The sequence below is a fragment of the Azospirillum lipoferum 4B genome (assembly GCF_000283655.1).
Taxonomy (GTDB): Bacteria; Pseudomonadota; Alphaproteobacteria; order Azospirillales; family Azospirillaceae; genus Azospirillum; species Azospirillum lipoferum_C.
In genome coordinates this window covers 670,242-688,523 of sequence record NC_016585.1, presented here as the reverse complement: position 1 = coordinate 688,523, position 18,282 = coordinate 670,242, and the positions used below count along the sequence as shown (strand labels likewise).

Below are 18,282 nucleotides of genomic sequence, written 5' to 3'. Positions count from 1 at the left end.
AGTGGACCCAACCATGCAGAACGACATCGTCATCGTCGGCGCCGCCCGCACCGCCATCGGCGGATTTGGCGGCACGCTGAAGGATGTGCCGCTGACCCAGCTCGCCACCGTCGCCGTCAAGGCGGCGCTGCAGCGCTCCGGCGCCGCGGCGGACAGCATCGGCCATGTGGTGATGGGCAACGTCATCCCGACCGAGACCAACGACGCCTATCTCAGCCGCGTCGCCGCCATCGACGCCGGCATTCCGATCGAGGTGCCGGCCTTCAACGTCAACCGGCTCTGCGGCTCGGGCCTGCAGGCCATCGTCTCGGCGGCGCAGGCCATCGCGCTCGGCGACTGCGAGATCGCCATCGGCGGCGGTGCGGAATCGATGAGCCGCGGCCCCTATTTCGTTCCCAGCGCCCGCTGGGGCACCCGTCTCGGCGACGGGGCGCTGGTCGACTACATGAACGGCATCCTGCACGACCCGTGGCAGAAGATTCACATGGGCGTCACCGCCGAGAATGTCGCCGCCCGCTACGGCATCGACCGCGAGGCGCAGGACGCCCTGTCGGCGGAAAGCCAGCGCCGTGCCGCCCGCGCCATCGCCGAGGGCCGATTCAAGGACCAGATCATCCCGGTCGAGATCCCGTCGCGCAAGGGCACCATCGTCTTCGACACCGACGAGCATGTCCGCGGCGACGTGACCGCGGAGGGGCTGGCGAAGATGAAGCCCGTCTTCAAGAAGGACGGGTCGGTCACCGCCGGAAACGCCTCCGGCCTCAACGACGGTGCCGCCGCCGTGGTGCTGGCCGACGCCCGCCGCGCCCAGGCGCTGGGTCTGAAGCCGCTGGCCCGTCTGGTCGGCTACGCCCATGCCGGCGTCGAGCCCGACTACATGGGCATCGGCCCGGTCCCGGCGACCCGCAAGGTGCTGGAGCGCACCGGCCTGTCGGTCGCCGACATGGACGTGATCGAATCCAACGAGGCCTTCGCCGCCCAGGCCTGCGCCGTGATCCGCGAACTGGACTTCGACCCGGCCAAGGTGAACCCGAACGGCTCCGGCATCTCGCTCGGCCATCCGGTGGGGGCGACCGGCGCCATCATCACGGTCAAGGCCATCCACGAGCTGCACCGCATCGGCGGCCGCTACGCCCTGGTCACCATGTGCATCGGCGGCGGCCAGGGCATCGCCGCGGTGTTCGAGCGGGTGTAAGGAGGCTTTGCCGTCAGGCCGCCGCCACGATCAGGACGGCGGCGGCCAGCGCGACGGCATCCTCCAGCAGGGCGGCCGGGCGGTCGCGGCCGAAGGCGGCGGCCATGCGCATCCGTGCCGTATAGCCGACAAGCGTCCCGGCAACCGCTCCGATGCCGCCGGCGACCAGTCCGCCGATCCAGAATCCCGCATCGGCACCGATGGCGGAACCCGCTATGGCCCCGCCGGCGATGCGGCTGGCGAAGGGGAAGGGCAGCTTGCGGCTGGGTGTGGTGGGCAGCGTGTCGACGATCAGCTCAACCACCGCCATCGCGGTGAAGACCCAGGGCGAAACCGGGTGCCCCAGGAAGAACAGCCAGCTGCCGGACAGGTCCAGCCAGCCGGCATAGGCGGCCCAGCTGACCGCCGCCGGGGCGATCAGGGTGCGCGAACCGGCGACGGCGCCGATCAGAAAGGCGAGGATCAGGGCAAGCATCGGCAGGGCGGTCCATCGGATTGTTGTTGGTTATGACTTAAGGCGGCGTCTCACCGCCTGGACCAGCCGCCGTATGGCCCCGGTGCGGGTGCCGGGTCCGCCATGGAGCAGGCGCAGCGCCGCCAGCATCAGCGCCTCGTCGCCGTCGCGCGGAGGGTCGAAATGCGGGCGCTGCCGGCCGGTGCGGACGCAGACGGCCTTCACCTGCGTCATCTCCAGCAATCCTTCCGCCCCGCGGGTGACGCCCCAGCCGCTGGCATGGCGGCCGCCGAAGGGCAGACGCGGGTCGGCGGTGGGCACGATCAGGTCGTTGATCGTCACCGTTCCGGCATCCAGCCGCAGGGCCAGCGCCCGCGCTTCCGTCTCCGGTCCGAAGACCGAGGCACCCAGCGCGTAGGGGCTGAGCGCCGCGCCGGCCAGCGCCTCGTCCATGTCGCGCACCGGGACCAGCGACAGGACGGGGGCGAACAGCTCCTCGCGCAGCAGCGCCATGTCCGGCTTTGCGTTCGCCAGGATCAGCGGCGCCATCGATGCCCCCTCCTCCTCCGGCAGTCCGGAAAGCGCATGGGCGCCTTGTGCCACCGCGTCCCGCGCGAGGACGGCGAGCCGGCGCATGGTCGGTGCCGGAACCGATGCCGGCGGGATGGATGCGGCATGGCGCCCCAGCGCCTTTTCCAGCCCCGCCGCCATGCCGCGCGGCACGAAGACCCGTCGCGGCGCGATGCAGGTGGCGGAGCCGTTCAGCCGCAGGCCGAAAGCCAGGGCGCGGGCGAGGCTCTCCATATCGGCGCCCGGCAGAACGAAGACGGCATCGTTGCCCGACAGCTCCATGGTCGAGGGCACCAGATGGCGGGCGAGCCGTTCCGCCACCGCCCGGCCGGTGCCGGCCGATCCGGTCAGAACCAGCTTGTCGATTCCGGCCTCGATGGCATCGCCGACCGCGTCGGCAGACTCGTCCAGAACCCGGAACAGCCCATCGGGCAGGCCGCATTCCGCCAGCAAGCCCGCCAGAATGTCCATCGGCGCGCGGCATCCCGGCGCCGGCTTGACCAGCACGGCATTGCCGGCGGCGAGCGCCTGCACCGCTTGCACCCCCGGCAGCAGCAGCGGGTAGTTGGACGGCCCGACGACCAGGACCGTCCCGAAGGGCTCGCGCCGCACCTCTGCCTCCACCCCGAACAGCCAGACCGGCCGGCCGCGCCGCCCAAGGCGCCGGGGAGCCAGCAGCCGGGGCGCCTCGCGTTCCAAGAAGCGGCAGGCCTCGGCCAGCGGCAGGAGTTCGGCGCTCACGCTCTCAGCCACTGTCCGGCCCGGACGTGTCGCCAATGCCTGCACGAGGTCCTCGGCATTCGCCGCAATCCTGCGGCGAATTCCGTGAATGACCGTAAGTCGCGATGAAATATCGGTGGAGGACCATCGCTCCCTGACTTCAGGCGATGGTGAAATCGCCTCATAAGACAAAGGGGTTACGACTAGAGAGGTGGGGATGTTGTTGTGATCCATTTCCGACTTAGCTTCGTAACCGTCACGACAAAAGTCGGCAGCGCAGGAGCGTTTGGCAAGCGGATGGAACGACAAGTCGTGATCATCGGTGCAGGACCGGGCGGATTGGCATCCGCGATGCTCCTGGCGCTCACCGGTGCCAAGGTGACGGTGCTGGAGCGGAAGGACCGCGTCGGCGGCCGGTCGGCCGGCTTCTCCATGGACGGATACCGGTTCGACAGCGGACCGACCTTCTTCCTCTATCCCCGCATTCTGGAGGAAATCTTCGAGGCCTGCGGAAGCCGGCTGTCGGACGAGGTCGACCTGATCCGTATGGACCCGCTCTACCGGCTGGTGTTCGAAGGCGGCGGGGAACTGCGGGTCCACGCCCAGATGAAGGCGCTGATGGCGGAAATCGCCAGGCTCAGCCCGGGCGTTGCCGAAGGGCTGCCGCGCTTCCTGGCCGACAACCGGACGAAGATGGAGCGCTTCCGCCCGGTGCTGGAATCCGACTTCTCCAGCCCCTGGGCGCTCGCGACGCTGCCGATGCTGAAGGCTCTGGGCAAGCTGTCGCCGCACCGCTCGGTCGACCGCGATCTCTCCCGTTACTTCCAGGACCCGCGCATCCGCCTCGCCTTCTCGTTCCAGAGCAAGTATCTGGGCATGTCGCCCTTCCGCTGCCCCAGCCTGTTCACCATCCTGTCCTTTCTGGAGCATGAGCACGGCATCTTCCACCCCCGCGGCGGGACGGATGCGGTGATGTCGGCGATGCGCCGCGTGGCCGAAAGCCTGGGCGTCACCGTCCGCCTGAACGAAACGGTGCGCCATATCAAGTTCCAGGGCCGCCGAGCGGTCGGCGTGCGGACGGAGGCCGGCGACTATCCGGCCGACGCGCTGGTCATCAACGCCGATTTCGCGCGGGCGATGACCACCCTGGTGCCCGACGACCTGCGGCGGCGCTGGAGCGACGCGCGGCTCGCCACCAAGAAATTCTCCTGCTCCACCTTCATGCTGTACCTCGGCACCGAGGGCAAGGTCGACGGGCTGGACCATCACACCGTCTATCTGGCGAAGGATTACGCCCGCAACCTAGCGGAGATCGAGGAATGCCGCGAACTGCCGCGCGAACCGTCGATCTACGTGCAGAACGCCTGCGTCTCCGACCCCGATCTGGCGCCGCCCGGCTGCAGCACGCTCTACATCCTGGTGCCGGTCGGCCACCAGCGGGGACACATCGATTGGCAGGCGGAGGCGCCGCGCTATCGCCGCGCCGTGCTCGACCGGCTGGCCGGCTTCGGGCTGGGCGACATCGAGCGCCGCATCCGGGTGGAACGCGTGGTGACCCCGGCCGATTGGGAAAGCCAGTTCGCGGTGCATCGCGGCGCCACCTTCAACCTGGCGCACAGCCTGGACCAGATGCTCCACCGCCGTCCGCGCAACCGGTTCGAGGATCTGGACGGCGTCTATCTGGTGGGCGGCGGCACCCATCCCGGCAGCGGCCTGCCGGTCATTTTCGAAGGCGCACGCATCACGTCGCGGCTGCTGGCCCAGGAACTGGGCCTGCCGACGCCGTGGCGCACGAAGACCACTGGATTGTCCGGCATGCTGCGGCAGGCCGTTGCAGGGGGGATGGCATGACGGATCGGATCGCGGTGATCGGCGGCGGGCTCGGCGGGCTGGCTTCGGCGGTGGTGCTGGCGGCGCGCGGGCACAAGGTGACCCTGCTGGAAAAGAACGCCTGGGTCGGCGGCAAGGCCGCCGTGCTGGAGGAGGGCGGCTTCCGCTTCGACATGGGGCCGACCATCCTGACGGTGCCGCGCGTCCTGCGCCGCATCCTGGAGGAGGCCGGCTGCGACCTGGACCGCGAGCTGGAGATGGTCAGGCTGGAGCCGCAATGGCGTTGCTTCTTCGACGACGGCACGGTGCTGGACCTGTCGGAGGAGATCGACAGGATGGCGGCCGAACTCGACCGGCTGGCGCCCGGCCGCGGGGCGGGGGAGGGCTATCGCCGCTTCCAGGCGCTGTCGGAGCGGCTGCACGGCATCTCCGAACGCTTCTTCTTCTGGAAGTCGGTGGAGGATCTCGGCGACACGCTGAATTTCCGCAACAGCCTGAACGCCGGCACCCTGTCGGATGTCCTGGCCCTGCGCATGGGCAGCACGGTGGCCGGCACCATTCGCGGCCATGTGCCGGACGCGCGGGCGGCCCAGATGCTCGACCATTTCACCCAGTATGTCGGGTCGTCGCCCTACGGCTCCCCGGCGGTGCTGTGCGCCATCGCGCATATGCAGACGAATGACGGCGTCTGGTATCCGATGGGCGGCACCCGTGCCGTGCCGGTGGCGCTGGAACGGGTGGCGCGGCGGCTGGGCGTGGAAATCCGCACCGGCACCGGCGTCCGCCGCCTGCAGGTGGAGGGTGGCCGCGCGGTGGCGGTGGAGACCGACGCGGGCGAGCGCATCCCCGTCTCTGCCGTGGTGTCCAACATGGACTCCGTCCGCACCTATCGGGAGTTGGTCGGAGGGGCGCCGGCCAAGCGCTTCGCCAAGCGCCGCAGCTACGAGCCGGCCTGTTCGGGCGTGGTGTTCTACCTGGGGCTCGACCGTGGCTACGACCATCTGCTGCATCATGATTTCGTCTTCTCGCGCGACCCGGCGGAGGAATTCGACTGGATCTACCGCCGCGGCGAACCGGCGCCCGACCCGACCTGCTACATCGCCGCCCCTGCCCGCACCGAGCCGGGCGTCGCCCCGCCGGGGGGCGAGGCGCTGTATGTGCTGGTCCATACCCCCTATCTGCGTCCGCACCATGACTGGAAGCGTATGCTGCCGGAGTACCGCCGCGTGGTGTTCGACAAGCTGAAACGCACCGCCGGCATGGCCGACCTGGAGGATCGCATCCGGGTGGAGCATGTGCTGACCCCGCAGGACATCCACGACCGCTACAATGTGCTGAACGGCGCCATCTACGGCTTGGCGAGCCACGGACGCTTCATGGGCGCCTTCAAGCCGGGGAACCGGTCCCGCGATGTGGAGGGGCTGTATCTGGCCGGCGGGGCCGCCCATCCGGGGCCGGGCATGCCGATGGTGCTGATGTCGGGCTGGATCGCCGCCGACAGCCTGGACCGCGACCTGCGCGGCGGCGTGCAGGCCGGCGCCCAGGCCGGCCCTGCCCGCGCCGTGGCCTGACACGGAGGGCAGGCGTGTGATGACGGACGATCCGGTCGCGTTACGGTCGCCGGCGCTCTGCCGCTTTTTCGGCGGCATCATGGCGCGGCGGATGCGGCGCGACTTCCACGCGGTGCGGCTGGCCCGGCCGGGCTGGCCGGTGCTGCCGCCCGACCGGGCGGTGATCGTCTATCTGAACCACCCGTCCTGGTGGGATCCCGCCCTGCTGATCGTGATGGGAACCACCCGGTTCCGCGACCGGCCGGGTTATGGCCCCATCGACGCGGCGATGCTGCGCCGCTACCGTTTCATGGCCCGCATCGGCCTGTTCGGCATCGAACCCGGCCGCGCCGGAGCCGTCGCCTTCCTGCGCAATGTCGAACACATCCTGGCCGATCCGCGCTCCATGCTGTGGATCACGGCGGAGGGCACCTTCACCGACCCGCGCCGCCGCCCGGTCAGCCTGCGGCCGGGAATCGCCCATCTGGTCCGCCGCGTGCCGTCGGCCCTGCTGGTGCCGCTGGCGCTCGAATACCCGTTCTGGGACGAAAGCACGCCGGAGGCGCTCGCCCGCTTCGGCGAGCCGATGGCGGCGGGGGCCTTCGCCGGAGAGCCGGTGACGAACATCGCCCATGTGCTGGAACGGCGGCTGGAGGCGGCGATGGACGCATTGGCGCTCGACGCCCAGAGCCGCGACCCGGCCCGTTTCCTGACGCTGATCGACGGCAGCGCGGGGGTCGGCGGCGTCTATGACCTGTGGCGAAGGGCGCGGGCCTGGGCCGGCGGGCGGTCCTTCTCCCCGGCCCATGGGGCAGGATCGCGTGATGGGCAGGAGGTGCGCCGGCCATGAGCGTCGTCGAGTGGATCGCCGCCGTCAGCCTGTTCCTTGCCCTGCTGCCGCTGGGGCAGGGGATCGTCAACCTGCTGCTCTACCGCCCTCCCAAGGCCGCTCCACCGCCCGGCAGCGCCGTCAGCATCCTGATCCCCGCCCGCAACGAGGAGGCGACCATCGCCGCTTCGGTCGAGGCCGCACTCGCCAGCCGCGGCGTCGAGGTGGAGGTGGTTGTGCTGGACGACCACTCCACCGACCGCACGGCGGAGATCGTCGACGCTATCGCCGGGCGCGACCCGCGCGTCCGATTGGAAAGCGCGCCGCCGCTGCCGCCGGGCTGGTCGGGCAAGCAGCATGCCTGTCAGGCGCTCGCCACGCTGGCACGGCATCCGGTGCTGCTGTTCCAGGACGCCGACGTGCGGCTTGCTCCGGACGCCGCCCGCCTGACCTGCGGCGCCCTGCTGTCCGGCCGGCATGGTCTGGTCAGCGGCTTTCCGCGCCAGGAGACCGGGACGATGGCCGAAGCGCTGGTGATCCCGCTGATCCATGTGCTGCTGCTGGGCTATCTGCCGATGCTGGGGATGCGGCGGTCGGGCGATCCACGATTCGGCGCCGCCTGCGGCCAGCTGATCGCGGTGCGGCGGAAGGCCTACCGGAAGGCCGGGGGCCATGCGGCCATCGCGGCGTCGCTGCATGACGGGGTGACGCTGCCGCGCGCTTTTCGCCGGGCGGGGCAGGGGACCGACCTGTTCGACGCCACCGGCCTTGCCCGCTGCCGCATGTATCGCGGCTGGCGGGAGGTGTGGTCCGGCTTCACCAAGAATGCGACGGAGGGGATGGCGACCCCGGCCGCCCTGCCGGTCTGGACGTTTCTTCTGTTCGGCGGCCATGTCCTGCCCTGGCTTCTGCTGGGCTGGGCGGCGCTGGACCCGCTGCCCGACGAGGCCGTCGTCATGGCGGGGCTGGCGGCGGCGGCGGGACTGCTGTTCCGGTTGCTGCTGCTGGTCCGTTTCCGCCAGAGCGTCGTCGGCGCGCTTCTGCACCCGGTCGGCATCCTGATCATGCTGGCGATCCAATGGGCGGCGCTGTTGCGCGCCCGTCATGGCCGGCCGTCGGAGTGGCGCGGGCGGGCCTATCCGACCGGGCCGGGGGCGTCATGACCCCCTGGCTGCGCCGCCGCGCCCACCGCATCTTCCACCCGCTGGCCGGCGCCGACGCCGCGACGCTGGCGACGGTGCTGATCGAGGGCGGCGGGGTGGGGCCGTTGCATCTGCACCGGGTGGTGACCGCAGCCGGCGCCGCGGCCATCCGCGCGCCGCTGGACCTGCTGGAGCGGCGGCGGGTGGAGCGGCTGGCCGGCCGGGGCCGGGGGCAGGGCAGGGTGGCGCCGCCGCCGCTGTTCATCCTCGGCCACTGGCGCAGCGGCACCACCCATCTGCTGAACCTGCTGGCCCAGGACGAGCGCTTCGCCGCGCCCGACCCGCTGGCGGTCGGCCTGCCCTGGGGCTTCCTGGGCCTGAGTTCCTTCTGGCGCTCGCGGCTTGAGGCGTGGCTGCCGCCCGACCGGATCATCGACCCGATGCCCATCGACCCGACCGCCCCGCAGGAGGACGAGTTGGCATTGGCGCTGATGCAGCCGCTGTCCTACTACCACGGCATCTTCTTCCCCAAGCACCTGTACCGCGCCTTCCGCCAGGGCGTGCTGTTCGAAGGCTGCCGTCCGGAAGCGGTCGCGCTGTGGCGCCGCCGGATGGACCATTACCTGACCAAGCTGCAGCTCTATTCCGGCAGCCGGCGCCTGCTGATCAAGAATCCCGCCCATACCGCAAGGATAGGGGAATTGCTGGCCCTGCGCCCCAATGCGGTCTTCCTCCACATTCACCGCGACCCCTATGAGGTCTTCAGCTCCACTCGCCGCATGCTGCTGACCCTGCTGCGGGAATTCTCACTGCAATCCTACGATCCGCGGGCGGTGGACGGGCTGGTGCTGGACCTTTATCCGGCGATCATGGCGCGGTTCGACCGCGACCGGGCGCTGCTGCCACCCGGCCGGCTGGTGGAAATCCGCTATGACCGCTTCATCGCCGATCCGCTGGAAACGCTGCGTCACGTCTATGACGGGCTCGCCCTCGGGCCGTACGAGCCGGTGCAGCCGCGGATGGAGCGCTATCTGGCCGGTGTGCGCGATTACCGGCGAGCCCGGCACGAGCTGGAGGACCAGGCCCGCCGCGCGGTGCGCCGGCAGTGGGCCTTCGCCTTCGACCGCTGGGATTATTGACGGCTCAGGATTCGCCGCGTTCCTCGCGCTTGGCCTGCTGCCACAGCGCTTCCATCTCGTCCAGCGTGGCGTCCTGCGGCTTGCGGCCCTCGGCCGACAGCAGCGCCTCGATCCGGTGGAAGCGGCGTTCGAACTTGGCATTGGTGCCGCGCAGGGCCGTCTCCGGCTCCACCTTCAGGCGCCGGGCGAGGTTGACCAGCGCGAACAGCAGGTCGCCCAGCTCGTCCGCCACCCGGTCCTGCGCCGAGCCGGCGTCCATCTCCGCCCGCAATTCCCGCACTTCCTCCTCGATCTTGTCGAGAATGTCGCGGGCGTCGGTCCAGTCGAAGCCAACCCGCGCCGCGCGGTTCTGCAGCTTCAGCGCGCGGGTCAGGGCGGGCAGGCCGGCGATCACGCCCTCCAGCGCCGATGGCGCCCGGCCTTCCTCCGCCGCCTTGGCCGCCCGTTCGGCCGCCTTGTGATCCTCCCAGCGCGAGGTCTGCTGGTCGGAGGATTTCACCTCTTCCGGTCCGAAGACATGGGGATGGCGGCGGATCATCTTGTCGGTGATGACGCCGGCCACCTCGTCGAAGTCGAACAGGCCTTCCTCGCGCGCCATCTGGCTGTAATAGACGACCTGGAACAGCAGATCGCCCAACTCCTCGCGCAGGGCGACCTTGTCGTCCTTCTCGATGGCGTCGGCGACCTCGTAGGCCTCTTCGATGGTGTGCGGCGCGATGCTGCGGTAGGTCTGCTCCAGATCCCACGGGCATCCGCCGTCGGGATTCCGCAGCCGCGCCATCACGTCGAGCAGCCGGTCGATGTTGCGGGTCATGACTTGCGGTCTCCGGATACGGGGAGGGAAAGTCCGGGACGATAGCGGACGGAAGCGGCCGGGGGAAGTTGCGCGGACCGGACACTGACATTCCCACTTTGCGGGCGAACAAAAACGCATAACGATTCTTATGGAAATTGCTGCGTGGCTGGGGCAGGGCTCAGGGTAATCCCCGATCAAAAAGTTACAGGTGCCCGCGCAGGGATTCTGCACTTACGGCGTATAAACCCATGACAGCAACCGGGAGCGGGCGGAAGACGGCGTGGAGCCTACCGAGGAAACGGTGACCGACGAGGCGCTGATGGCGAGCGCCGCGGCCGGCGACCGGAAGGCATTTGGAACGCTCACGCGCCGACATCTGCGCCGCAGCATCGCCTTGGCCCAACGGGTGGTCGGGAACGCCGCCGACGCCGAAGAGGTCGCGCAGGACGCCTTCCTGCAGATCTGGGCCAATGCCGACCGCTGGCGCGGCGACGGAACCCGCTTCACGACCTGGCTGTACAGGATCGTGGTGAACCGTGCCATCGACTATAAACGGCGGCGCAGCTTCGCCCCGCTCGACGATGCCGGCGAGATCGCCGATCCGGCCTGGAGCGCCGAAACGGTGATCGACGGCATCCGGATCGGTGCGGCGGTGGATGCCGCCATCGCGGCGCTGCCCGAACGCCAGCGGGCGGCGCTCAGTCTCTGCTACCATGAGGAGATGACGTGCGCTGAGGCTTCGGAAATATTGCAGGTGTCGGTTTCGGCCATGGAAAGTCTGCTGGTCCGGGCGCGCCGCGTGGTGCGGGCCCGGCTTCAACCCCTGATCCGTCAGAAGGACGGTGCACGGTCATGACGCTCAAAGAGTTCAAACGCTTCGCCGCGGCCTATGGCGCCGATCTGGACCGCTGGCCGCGCTCAGCCCGGGTGGATGCCCTGGCCCTTCTCGACGACAGCGCCGAGGCCCGCGACCTGCTGGCCGATGCCGCCGTCACCGACACGCTGCTGGATGCCGCATCGGCTCCGCTGGTCTCGTCCAAGCGGGAGGCGCAGGTCTATGCCCGCATCGCCGATTGCCTGGCCCAGCGGGTCGTTCCCGAATTCGTGCCGTGGTTCCTGTCGCGACCGCCCTTCCGCCCTGCCCCGCTCGCCGGACTCCTGGCCGTCATGGCGGTGGTCGGTTTCCTCAGCTACAGCCAGGGTCTGATCACCTTCGAAAAGACGAGCGCACCCAACCTGTCGGGCGTGATGATCGTCAGCTATCTGGGAGACGTGTGATGACGCCGTCCATCCGGCGCCGTTGGCCCTGGTTCCTTCTGGTCGGGTCTCTTGCGCTGAACATGCTGGCGGGCGGCTTCGTCGTCGCCCACGCTTTCCGGCCGCCTCCGCCACCCGGACCGGAACAAATGCTGGAACGGTTTGTCGACGAGGTATCGGCCCGGCTGTCGTCGGCGGACGCGACGATCCTGCGCAAGGCGCTCGACGATGCGCGTCCGCTGTTCGTCCGCATCCGCGTCGGCCGTGAGGAGTTCGCGCCGCGCCTGCGCACGGAATTGATGGCCGAACCCTTCGATCCGAAGCGCCTGAAGGCGCTGTTCGAGAGCATCCACGCCAACGACGCCGCACTTCGGAGCGAGTTCGAGGCACGCGTCGCCGACACCATGTCCCGCTTGTCCCCGGAAGGCCGCCTGCGTCTCGCTGAAAGCCGCCTTCCCTGATCCTTTCGGTTTCGACCGGTGGCAGACACTTCCGGGGTAAGGCCGGGGCGGCATGTCCGTCCCGGCCCTTTTTCTTGCCGGCAGGTCCGGTCGCGGCATCCCGTCGCACAAAAGGAAAGGGCGGCCCCGCGCTATCGCCGCCGGGCCGCCCGTAAGTTCGGTTCGGGAGGAAACGCAACCAAGTTGCAAGCAGAGGTATAGGGCCGATATGGTTAACGACGGGTGAAGGGATGCGGAAAATCGGCCCCTACCACCTTTTTGCGAACAACTGTCTCGAATGGCCGCGCTTTGGCTTGGCCTTATCCGGCTTTCTGCCGAAAGGGCGGGGTGGCGCCGCCCTGCCCTGACGCGCTATGACAGACGCCCTTTCATGTCGTCACCAGTCCGCAGGATCCCTGCCTCATGCTGTCCATCAGCCAGCGCATCGCCGACGAACTGTCGGTCCGCGAGTCCCAGGTCGCTTCCGCCATCGCCATGCTCGACGAGGGATCGACCGTTCCCTTCATCGCGCGCTACCGCAAGGAGGCGACCGGCGGCCTGGACGACACCCAGCTCCGCACCCTCGAGGAGCGGCTGGGCTACCTGCGGGAGCTGGAGGACCGCCGCGCCAGCATCCTGTCGACCATCCAGGACCAGGGCAAGCTGACGCCCGAGCTGGAACGCCAGATCAAGCAGGCCGACACCAAGACCCGGCTGGAGGACCTCTACCTCCCCTACAAGCAGAAGCGCCGCACCAAGGCCCAGATCGCCCGCGAAGCCGGGCTGGAGCCGCTGGCCGACGCACTGCTGGCCGACCCTGCGAAGCAGCCGGACTCCGAGGCCGCCGCCTTCGTCGATGCCGACAAGGGCGTCGCCGACGTCAAGGCGGCGCTGGACGGCGCCCGCCATATCCTGGTGGAACGCTTCGGCGAGGATGCCGAACTGGTCGGGCGCCTGCGCACCGCCATGGCCGACAAGGGCGTCGTCACCTCCAAGGTGATCGAGGAGAAGAAGGCCGAGGGTGCCAAATTCTCCGATTATTTCGACTTCTCGGAAAACTGGTCGAAGCTGCCGTCGCACCGGGCGCTGGCGCTGTTCCGCGGCCGGGCGCAGGGCGTGCTCGACATCCGTCTGGATCTGCCGGTGGAAGAAGGGCAGCCGCACCCGGCGGAGGGCACCATTGCCGCCCACACCGGCATCCGCGACCAGGGCCGTCCGGCCGACAAGTGGCTTTCCGACGTGGTGCGCTGGACCTGGAAGCTGAAGATCGGCCCGCACATCGAGACCGACCTGATGGGGAGCTTGCGTGAGCGGGCGGAGGACGAGGCGATCCGCGTCTTCGCCCGCAACCTGCACGATCTGCTGCTGGCCGCCCCGGCCGGCCAGCGCGCCACCATCGGGCTCGATCCCGGCATCCGCACCGGCGTGAAGGTGGCCGTCGTCGATTCCACCGGCAAGCTGGTGGAGACGACGACGATCTACCCGCACCCGCCGCGCAACGACTGGGACGGCTCCATCGCCGTTCTGGCCGCGCTGGCGGCGCGTCACAAGGTGGAGCTGATCTCCATCGGCAACGGCACCGCCTCGCGCGAGACCGACAAGCTGGCTGCCGACCTGATGAAGCGCCATCCCGAGCTGTCCCTGACCAAGCTGGTGGTCAGCGAGGCCGGCGCCTCGGTCTATTCGGCGTCGGAGACCGCGGCGCACGAGTTCCCCAGCCTGGATGTCAGCCTGCGCGGCGCGGTGTCCATCGCCCGGCGCCTGCAGGATCCTCTGGCCGAGCTGGTGAAGATCGAGCCGAAATCCATCGGCGTCGGCCAGTACCAGCATGACGTGGCCGGCGGCAAGCTGGCCCGCTCGCTGGATGCCGTGGTCGAGGATTGCGTGAACGCAGTCGGCGTCGATCTCAACACCGCCTCGATTCCGCTGCTGACCCGCGTGTCCGGCCTGAACGAGACCATCGCCCGCAACATCGTCGAGCATCGCGACCGCAACGGCGCCTTCCGCTCGCGCAAGCAGCTGCTCGACGTGGCGCGGCTGGGGCCTAAGACCTTCGAACAGGCCGCCGGCTTCCTGCGCATCAGGGACGGCGAGAATCCGCTCGACGGCTCCGCCGTTCACCCGGAAGCCTATCCGGTGGTTCAGCGCATCATAAAGACGACCGGGCGCGACCTCGGCAGCGTCATCGGCGACGCCCGCTTCCTGCGCGGCCTGAGTGCGGAGGACTTCACCGACGAACGCTTCGGCGTTCCGACGGTGGAGGACATCATCAAGGAGCTGGAGAAGCCCGGCCGCGACCCGCGCCCGGAGTTCAAGACCGCCACCTTCAAGGAGGGCGTGGAGGAGCTGAAGCACCTGCAGCCCGGCATGATGCTGGAGGGTGTCGTGACCAACGTCACCGCCTTCGGCGCCTTCGTCGACATCGGCGTCCACCAGGACGGGCTGGTGCATATCTCGCAGCTGGCCAACAGCTTCGTGAAGGATCCTCACACGGTGGTGAAGGCCGGCGATGTGGTGAAGGTGAAGGTTCTGGAGGTCGACATCCCGCGCAAGCGCATCGCGCTGACCATGCGCATGGGCGAGGAAGCCCCGCGCCCGGCCCGGCGGGAAGAGCAGCGGGGGCCGGCGCGTCCGCCGCAGCAGCAGGATCGCCGTCCGGCGGCGCCTGCGCCGAAGGTGGCGGCGAAGCCGGTCAAGGCGCCGGAGCCGGTCAACAGCGCCTTCGCCGAGGCGTTCGCCAGGGCGCAGTCGGGGAAGAAGAAGTAAGGGTTGGGGAGCGGGTGCCCCCTCCCTCCCCGTCTTCGACGGGAGAGGGTAAGTTTGCGATGCGGCGGCAGTCCCCTCTCCCACCGAAGGTGGGGGAGGGTTAGGGAGGGGGCAGAGCGTCCGACATCAGGCGGATACCCAGTCCGCCTATGGCGGCGGCGGCAACCCGGTCGACCCAGCGTTTGGACCGCAGGTAGGCGGCGCGCGGTCGGCCGGCGGAAAATGCCGCGGCGACGATCGCGTACCAGCCGGCCTCGATAAGAAAGACTGCCGGCGGCAGGAAGACGAATAGCCAAAGCGGCGGCTCGGCCGGCATCAGCGCGGCGAAGATGCTGCCGTAAACCAGTGCTGTCTTCGGGTTGCTCAGTTGCGTCAGCAGACCGAACAGCAGCGGCCGCAACAATCCGGCGGGCGCGGTCTTTCCCTCGTCCGCCACCACGAGAGCCTCGGCCGCGCCGCGCCAGATGCGAAACGCGAGATAGAGCAGATAGGCGCCGCCCGCCAGCTTCAGGACCGCGTAGAGCCAGCCGACCTGCGACAGCAGCGCATGCAGCCCCAGCAGGGCCAGGGAGGCAAAGAACACGCCGCCGATCCCCATGCCGAGCGCGGTGGCCAGGCCGGCCCGGCGGGATACGGCGATGGAGGTGCGGGCGACCAGCACGAAGCTCGGACCGGGGCTGGCGGCGCCGACCGCTATGGCAGCAGCGATGCTGACGAAGGCAAGGACCGGATCCATGAATGCTCTCCCACGGCTCGAAGGTGGAGACCATAACACAACCTCGGCAACGCACATGTCGAACAAAAAAGTCCCCTCGTCCGCGGGGGGAACGAGGGGACGAAGGCCGATGGCTTGGCCGTTACGGGGATGTCATTCGGCGGCCATCAGCACCGGAGCTTCTTCGCGCACCCGGTTCACCGCCACATAGCGGTCCAGCGCGTCGAGGCATTCGCTGAGGGTTCCGGAACCGACCGCGCGGCAATCCTCGAAGGCATGCGGCTCGGGGCGGAACCAATGGGTGATGTAGCATTCCTCGCGCCCGTCCAGGCTGAGGGTGAGGGCGAAGCGGCCCTCACGCCCCAGACGGGCTTGAGCGGCGCACAGTCGCGCCTGGACCTCTTCTATCGTCATGAGATGATATCCTTCCCTTGATGCCGCCTGCGATCAGGCGGCTTGGGCGGTTGCCGCCTGCCATCAGGCGGCGTGGGCGAACTTGCCGTCTTCCGATTTTGGGTCTTCCAACCGGCGAGCCCAGTCGATATCACGCGCCAGCTGGTCGACGAGGACGCGGGCCGCCCCGGCGGTTTCCGCCGGGGTGTCGGACCGCAGCAGGCCCGACAGACGCATCGCCAGTGTTTCCGCCTCCGCCTCCACCCAACGGGCGTAATGGCGGCGGCGCTGGTCGCGGTTCCAGTACCAGCGCGGCAGCTGGGCATTGGCGCGCTCGAACTCGCCTTCCCAGGCGCTCATGCGGAAAAGACCGCTGGGCGACCGGTCGCCGGTGCTATGAGTCGTCCGGGTCATGCATTCCGTCAGGCGGCTTCCCGCCCGTCCTCTTCCTCGCGCTTCAGAATCTCGGCCTTCTTCTGGGCGAACAGGCCGGTGATGCGGTGCTGGGCGGCGCGGTCCACAGTGCCGATCTCCCGCAGGCGGGTGCCGACGCCGGACCGCCAGACCTCTTCCAGGTCGTCCAGGTCCAGGCAGGCGCCCAGGCGGCGCTTCACCTCCGCCTCGAAGGCCTCGACGGCGGTGGGCTGCAGGTCCGGGTTGGACTTGGCGGCATAGAAGGCCTCCGACTCCTCCCGATACTTGCTGTCGTCGAACTGACCCATATAGACGTCGGCGGCCAGACCCAGCTGCAGCAGGCATTTGCCGACGGCATCGGTCATCGACATCTTGAAGCACTCGTCGTCCGGCATCTCCATCCCGTTGCGGCGGCGGACCATCTCGGTCCCGCCCCATTGCGGGCCGGTGAAGCATTTTTCCTTCGTCTCCGGGTCGATGTACCAGACGCGGGCGCAGATGAAGATCATCCGTTCCGCGATGGTCCAGTCCACCTGCTCGTAACCCCAGCCCTTGCCGATCGGACCGAACACCTCCGTCATCATCTGGAAGCGCCAGGTCGGGTCGATCTGCGTGCCGCGGAAGCCGCCGGAGCGGGTGAAGGGCTTGGTCGCCTTCGGGTCGGTGCGCTTCAGCCGGTTCCACAGGAACATGGTGTCGATGCGCTGCGGCTCCGCTGCCCGGCTGCCGCCGGCGGACCCCTTGGACCCTTGCGAGCCGCGGCTGCCGCCGGCCTTCGCTTCGACCGGAACGGTCTCCGTCACGGTGGACTCGGTTGCACCGGAGTCTGCCACGTTGGATTCGGCGGCTTCAGTGTCGGCGACGACGTGGTCGGTCTTGCTCATGCGTCCCATGATTTGGGTCCTTCTTGTCCAAACGTTTCTGCTCTCCCCTCACCCCAGCCGGCGGTCAGCACTGTTTCCAGGCTGAGTTCCACCGCGTTCGGGTCAGCGGAGTGCTCTTCAGGTGATTGGGGCCAGGATTGCGCGTCGGCCAGGGCCCGGCGCGGCGGTGCGCCATAGCGCAGGCTGAGCCGGCCCTCGCGGTCGCGCGCGAGATAGAGGCCGCCGGACCGGCCGTCGGCTTGGCCGTCGGCCTGATCGACTGCGACGAAGGCGATGCGGGCATCGTCGGGCATCAACGCCTTCAGGGCCGCCTCATCCTCCTTCACCTCCAGCGCCGCCGCCCGGTTGGCGACCAGCCGGTCGGCCAAGGCCCGGAAGCGGTTGTGCCGGCCCATGTCGAAGACGCGGCCGTTCTCATAGGACGGCCCGTCCATCGGCAGCGGGTCCGACGGCTCGACGTCGTTGACGACGTGCCACCAGAAGGCTTCCAGCGTTTCCACCAACCGTTCGACATCGTCCGGCCGGCGCTCCACCGTCACCAGGCTGTGGCCGGTCGGGCGCAGGATCGACAGCAGCGCACGGTCCAGCCCGACCACCTCCAGCTGATGCTGGATCTGCCAGTGATAGCGGCGGGCAAGGTCTGCATCGCTCTGGAAGCCGCTGTTGAACTTCGCCTCCACGATGGTGTCGAGCGCACCGCCCGCCTCGCTTCCGGTCAGGAAGTCGGGGTGCGCCACCATCCAGTCATGATCGACATGGCGGTAGGTGTCGGGTGCGGCCACGCAGGGGAACCCGGTCGCATGGGTGACGAAGCGCGGGTGCAGATGCTCGGTCGCGATGCCGATCTGCACGGCGGCGACAAGGTCGAGGTTGTCGGGCTCGACCCGGCCGGTCTTCTCGCGCCACAGCGACAGCCAGTCGCCGGCCATCACGCGCGTGGCGTCCGACGAGCCGATCCGCCCCGCCCGCAATTCCCGCTGTGCCTGAGTGATCGCCATGCTGCCCCGACAGTTCCGGTTCCGGCCCCTGACGGGCCGCCATTCCGGCTTCGAAGCGTGACCGTCGCTGCGATATCGCAGCATTGTTTTCGGACCGCCTGACCGGACCCTGAATATGGGATGCGAACATGCAGCTTTCAAGAACAAAACAAGAACCTTTGGCTTGGCTGTAGACCAGCCCAAAGTCCTG

18 protein-coding genes are annotated in these 18,282 nt (G+C 69.0%); 10 read left to right on the top strand and 8 right to left on the bottom strand.

Annotated features, from left to right (window positions below):
* The first annotated feature begins 13 nt into the window (after positions 1–13).
* Positions 14–1,195 carry an acetyl-CoA C-acyltransferase family protein gene (locus AZOLI_RS16790; RefSeq protein WP_014188359.1) on the top strand — a complete coding sequence of 394 codons (1,182 nt, stop codon included), beginning with the start codon at positions 14–16 and terminating at the stop codon, positions 1,193–1,195.
* A 13-nt stretch (positions 1,196–1,208) separates the two neighbouring features.
* Here the strand turns inward: AZOLI_RS16790 and AZOLI_RS16785 are convergent, their stop codons facing one another.
* Positions 1,209–1,670 (bottom strand): membrane protein, encoded by a 462-nt coding sequence (locus AZOLI_RS16785; RefSeq protein WP_014188358.1) that lies wholly within the window; start codon positions 1,668–1,670, stop codon positions 1,209–1,211.
* Positions 1,671–1,700: 30 nt separating this feature from the next.
* Complete coding sequence (locus AZOLI_RS16780) at positions 1,701–3,173, bottom strand: aldehyde dehydrogenase family protein (RefSeq protein ID WP_081505969.1); 1,473 nt, start codon at positions 3,171–3,173, stop codon at positions 1,701–1,703.
* Between the two features lie 117 nt (positions 3,174–3,290).
* On the opposite strand from AZOLI_RS16780, the gene crtI reads away from it, so the two are divergent.
* The 5 genes from crtI to AZOLI_RS16755 are packed head-to-tail and all read left to right on the top strand — an operon-like array spanning position 3,291 to position 9,429.
* Positions 3,291–4,790 carry a phytoene desaturase family protein gene (crtI, locus tag AZOLI_RS16775; RefSeq protein WP_014188356.1) on the top strand — a complete coding sequence of 500 codons (1,500 nt, stop codon included), beginning with the start codon at positions 3,291–3,293 and terminating at the stop codon, positions 4,788–4,790.
* Positions 4,787–6,340 carry a phytoene desaturase family protein gene (locus AZOLI_RS16770; RefSeq protein ID WP_014188355.1) on the top strand — a complete coding sequence of 518 codons (1,554 nt, stop codon included), beginning with the start codon at positions 4,787–4,789 and terminating at the stop codon, positions 6,338–6,340. Before crtI ends, AZOLI_RS16770 begins: the two co-directional genes overlap by 4 nt.
* Before the next feature lie 19 nt (positions 6,341–6,359).
* A complete protein-coding gene (locus tag AZOLI_RS16765) occupies positions 6,360–7,169 on the top strand; it encodes a lysophospholipid acyltransferase family protein (RefSeq protein WP_014188354.1) in 810 nt (269 codons plus the stop codon).
* Positions 7,166–8,311: a glycosyltransferase gene (locus AZOLI_RS16760; protein ID WP_014188353.1), complete on the top strand. Its 1,146-nt coding sequence runs from the start codon at positions 7,166–7,168 to the stop codon at positions 8,309–8,311. Before AZOLI_RS16765 ends, AZOLI_RS16760 begins: the two co-directional genes overlap by 4 nt.
* Positions 8,308–9,429: a sulfotransferase family protein gene (locus AZOLI_RS16755; RefSeq protein WP_014188352.1), complete on the top strand. Its 1,122-nt coding sequence runs from the start codon at positions 8,308–8,310 to the stop codon at positions 9,427–9,429. Before AZOLI_RS16760 ends, AZOLI_RS16755 begins: the two co-directional genes overlap by 4 nt.
* A 4-nt stretch (positions 9,430–9,433) precedes the next feature.
* On the opposite strand, the gene mazG is transcribed toward AZOLI_RS16755, so the two are convergent.
* Positions 9,434–10,243 (bottom strand): nucleoside triphosphate pyrophosphohydrolase, encoded by an 810-nt coding sequence (mazG, locus tag AZOLI_RS16750; protein ID WP_014188351.1) that lies wholly within the window; start codon positions 10,241–10,243, stop codon positions 9,434–9,436.
* 283 nt (positions 10,244–10,526) lie between these two features.
* On the opposite strand from mazG, the gene AZOLI_RS16745 reads away from it, so the two are divergent.
* The 4 genes from AZOLI_RS16745 to AZOLI_RS16730 all read left to right on the top strand — a co-directional run bounded on the left by AZOLI_RS16745 (position 10,527) and on the right by AZOLI_RS16730 (position 14,688).
* The gene (locus tag AZOLI_RS16745) at positions 10,527–11,081 is read left to right on the top strand and encodes a sigma-70 family RNA polymerase sigma factor (RefSeq protein WP_244442570.1); all 555 of its coding nucleotides are present in this window, start codon (positions 10,527–10,529) and stop codon (positions 11,079–11,081) included.
* Positions 11,078–11,503, top strand: a complete 426-nt coding sequence (locus AZOLI_RS30430) for a hypothetical protein (RefSeq protein ID WP_014188349.1) — start codon at positions 11,078–11,080, stop codon at positions 11,501–11,503. The genes AZOLI_RS16745 and AZOLI_RS30430 overlap by 4 nt, the downstream gene beginning before the upstream one ends.
* Positions 11,503–11,943, top strand: coding sequence for a periplasmic heavy metal sensor (locus AZOLI_RS16735; protein ID WP_014188348.1), 441 nt, complete (start codon positions 11,503–11,505; stop codon positions 11,941–11,943). Before AZOLI_RS30430 ends, AZOLI_RS16735 begins: the two co-directional genes overlap by 1 nt.
* A 402-nt stretch (positions 11,944–12,345) precedes the next feature.
* The gene (locus tag AZOLI_RS16730; RefSeq protein WP_014188347.1) at positions 12,346–14,688 is read left to right on the top strand and encodes a Tex family protein; all 2,343 of its coding nucleotides are present in this window, start codon (positions 12,346–12,348) and stop codon (positions 14,686–14,688) included.
* 100 nt (positions 14,689–14,788) lie between these two features.
* Here the strand turns inward: AZOLI_RS16730 and AZOLI_RS16725 are convergent, their stop codons facing one another.
* The 5 genes from AZOLI_RS16725 to AZOLI_RS16705 form a co-directional block, all read right to left on the bottom strand.
* Positions 14,789–15,424 carry a LysE family translocator gene (locus tag AZOLI_RS16725; RefSeq protein WP_014188346.1) on the bottom strand — a complete coding sequence of 212 codons (636 nt, stop codon included), beginning with the start codon at positions 15,422–15,424 and terminating at the stop codon, positions 14,789–14,791.
* 132 nt (positions 15,425–15,556) lie between these two features.
* Complete coding sequence (locus AZOLI_RS16720; RefSeq protein ID WP_014188345.1) at positions 15,557–15,817, bottom strand: hypothetical protein; 261 nt, start codon at positions 15,815–15,817, stop codon at positions 15,557–15,559.
* A 63-nt stretch (positions 15,818–15,880) separates the two neighbouring features.
* Complete coding sequence (locus AZOLI_RS16715) at positions 15,881–16,210, bottom strand: hypothetical protein (RefSeq protein WP_014188344.1); 330 nt, start codon at positions 16,208–16,210, stop codon at positions 15,881–15,883.
* 8 nt (positions 16,211–16,218) lie between these two features.
* Positions 16,219–17,103, bottom strand: coding sequence for a hypothetical protein (locus tag AZOLI_RS16710; RefSeq protein ID WP_193353750.1), 885 nt, complete (start codon positions 17,101–17,103; stop codon positions 16,219–16,221).
* Positions 17,091–18,092 carry a YqaJ viral recombinase family protein gene (locus AZOLI_RS16705; protein ID WP_014188342.1) on the bottom strand — a complete coding sequence of 334 codons (1,002 nt, stop codon included), beginning with the start codon at positions 18,090–18,092 and terminating at the stop codon, positions 17,091–17,093. The genes AZOLI_RS16710 and AZOLI_RS16705 overlap by 13 nt, the downstream gene beginning before the upstream one ends.
* Between the last annotated feature and the right edge of the window lie 190 nt (positions 18,093–18,282).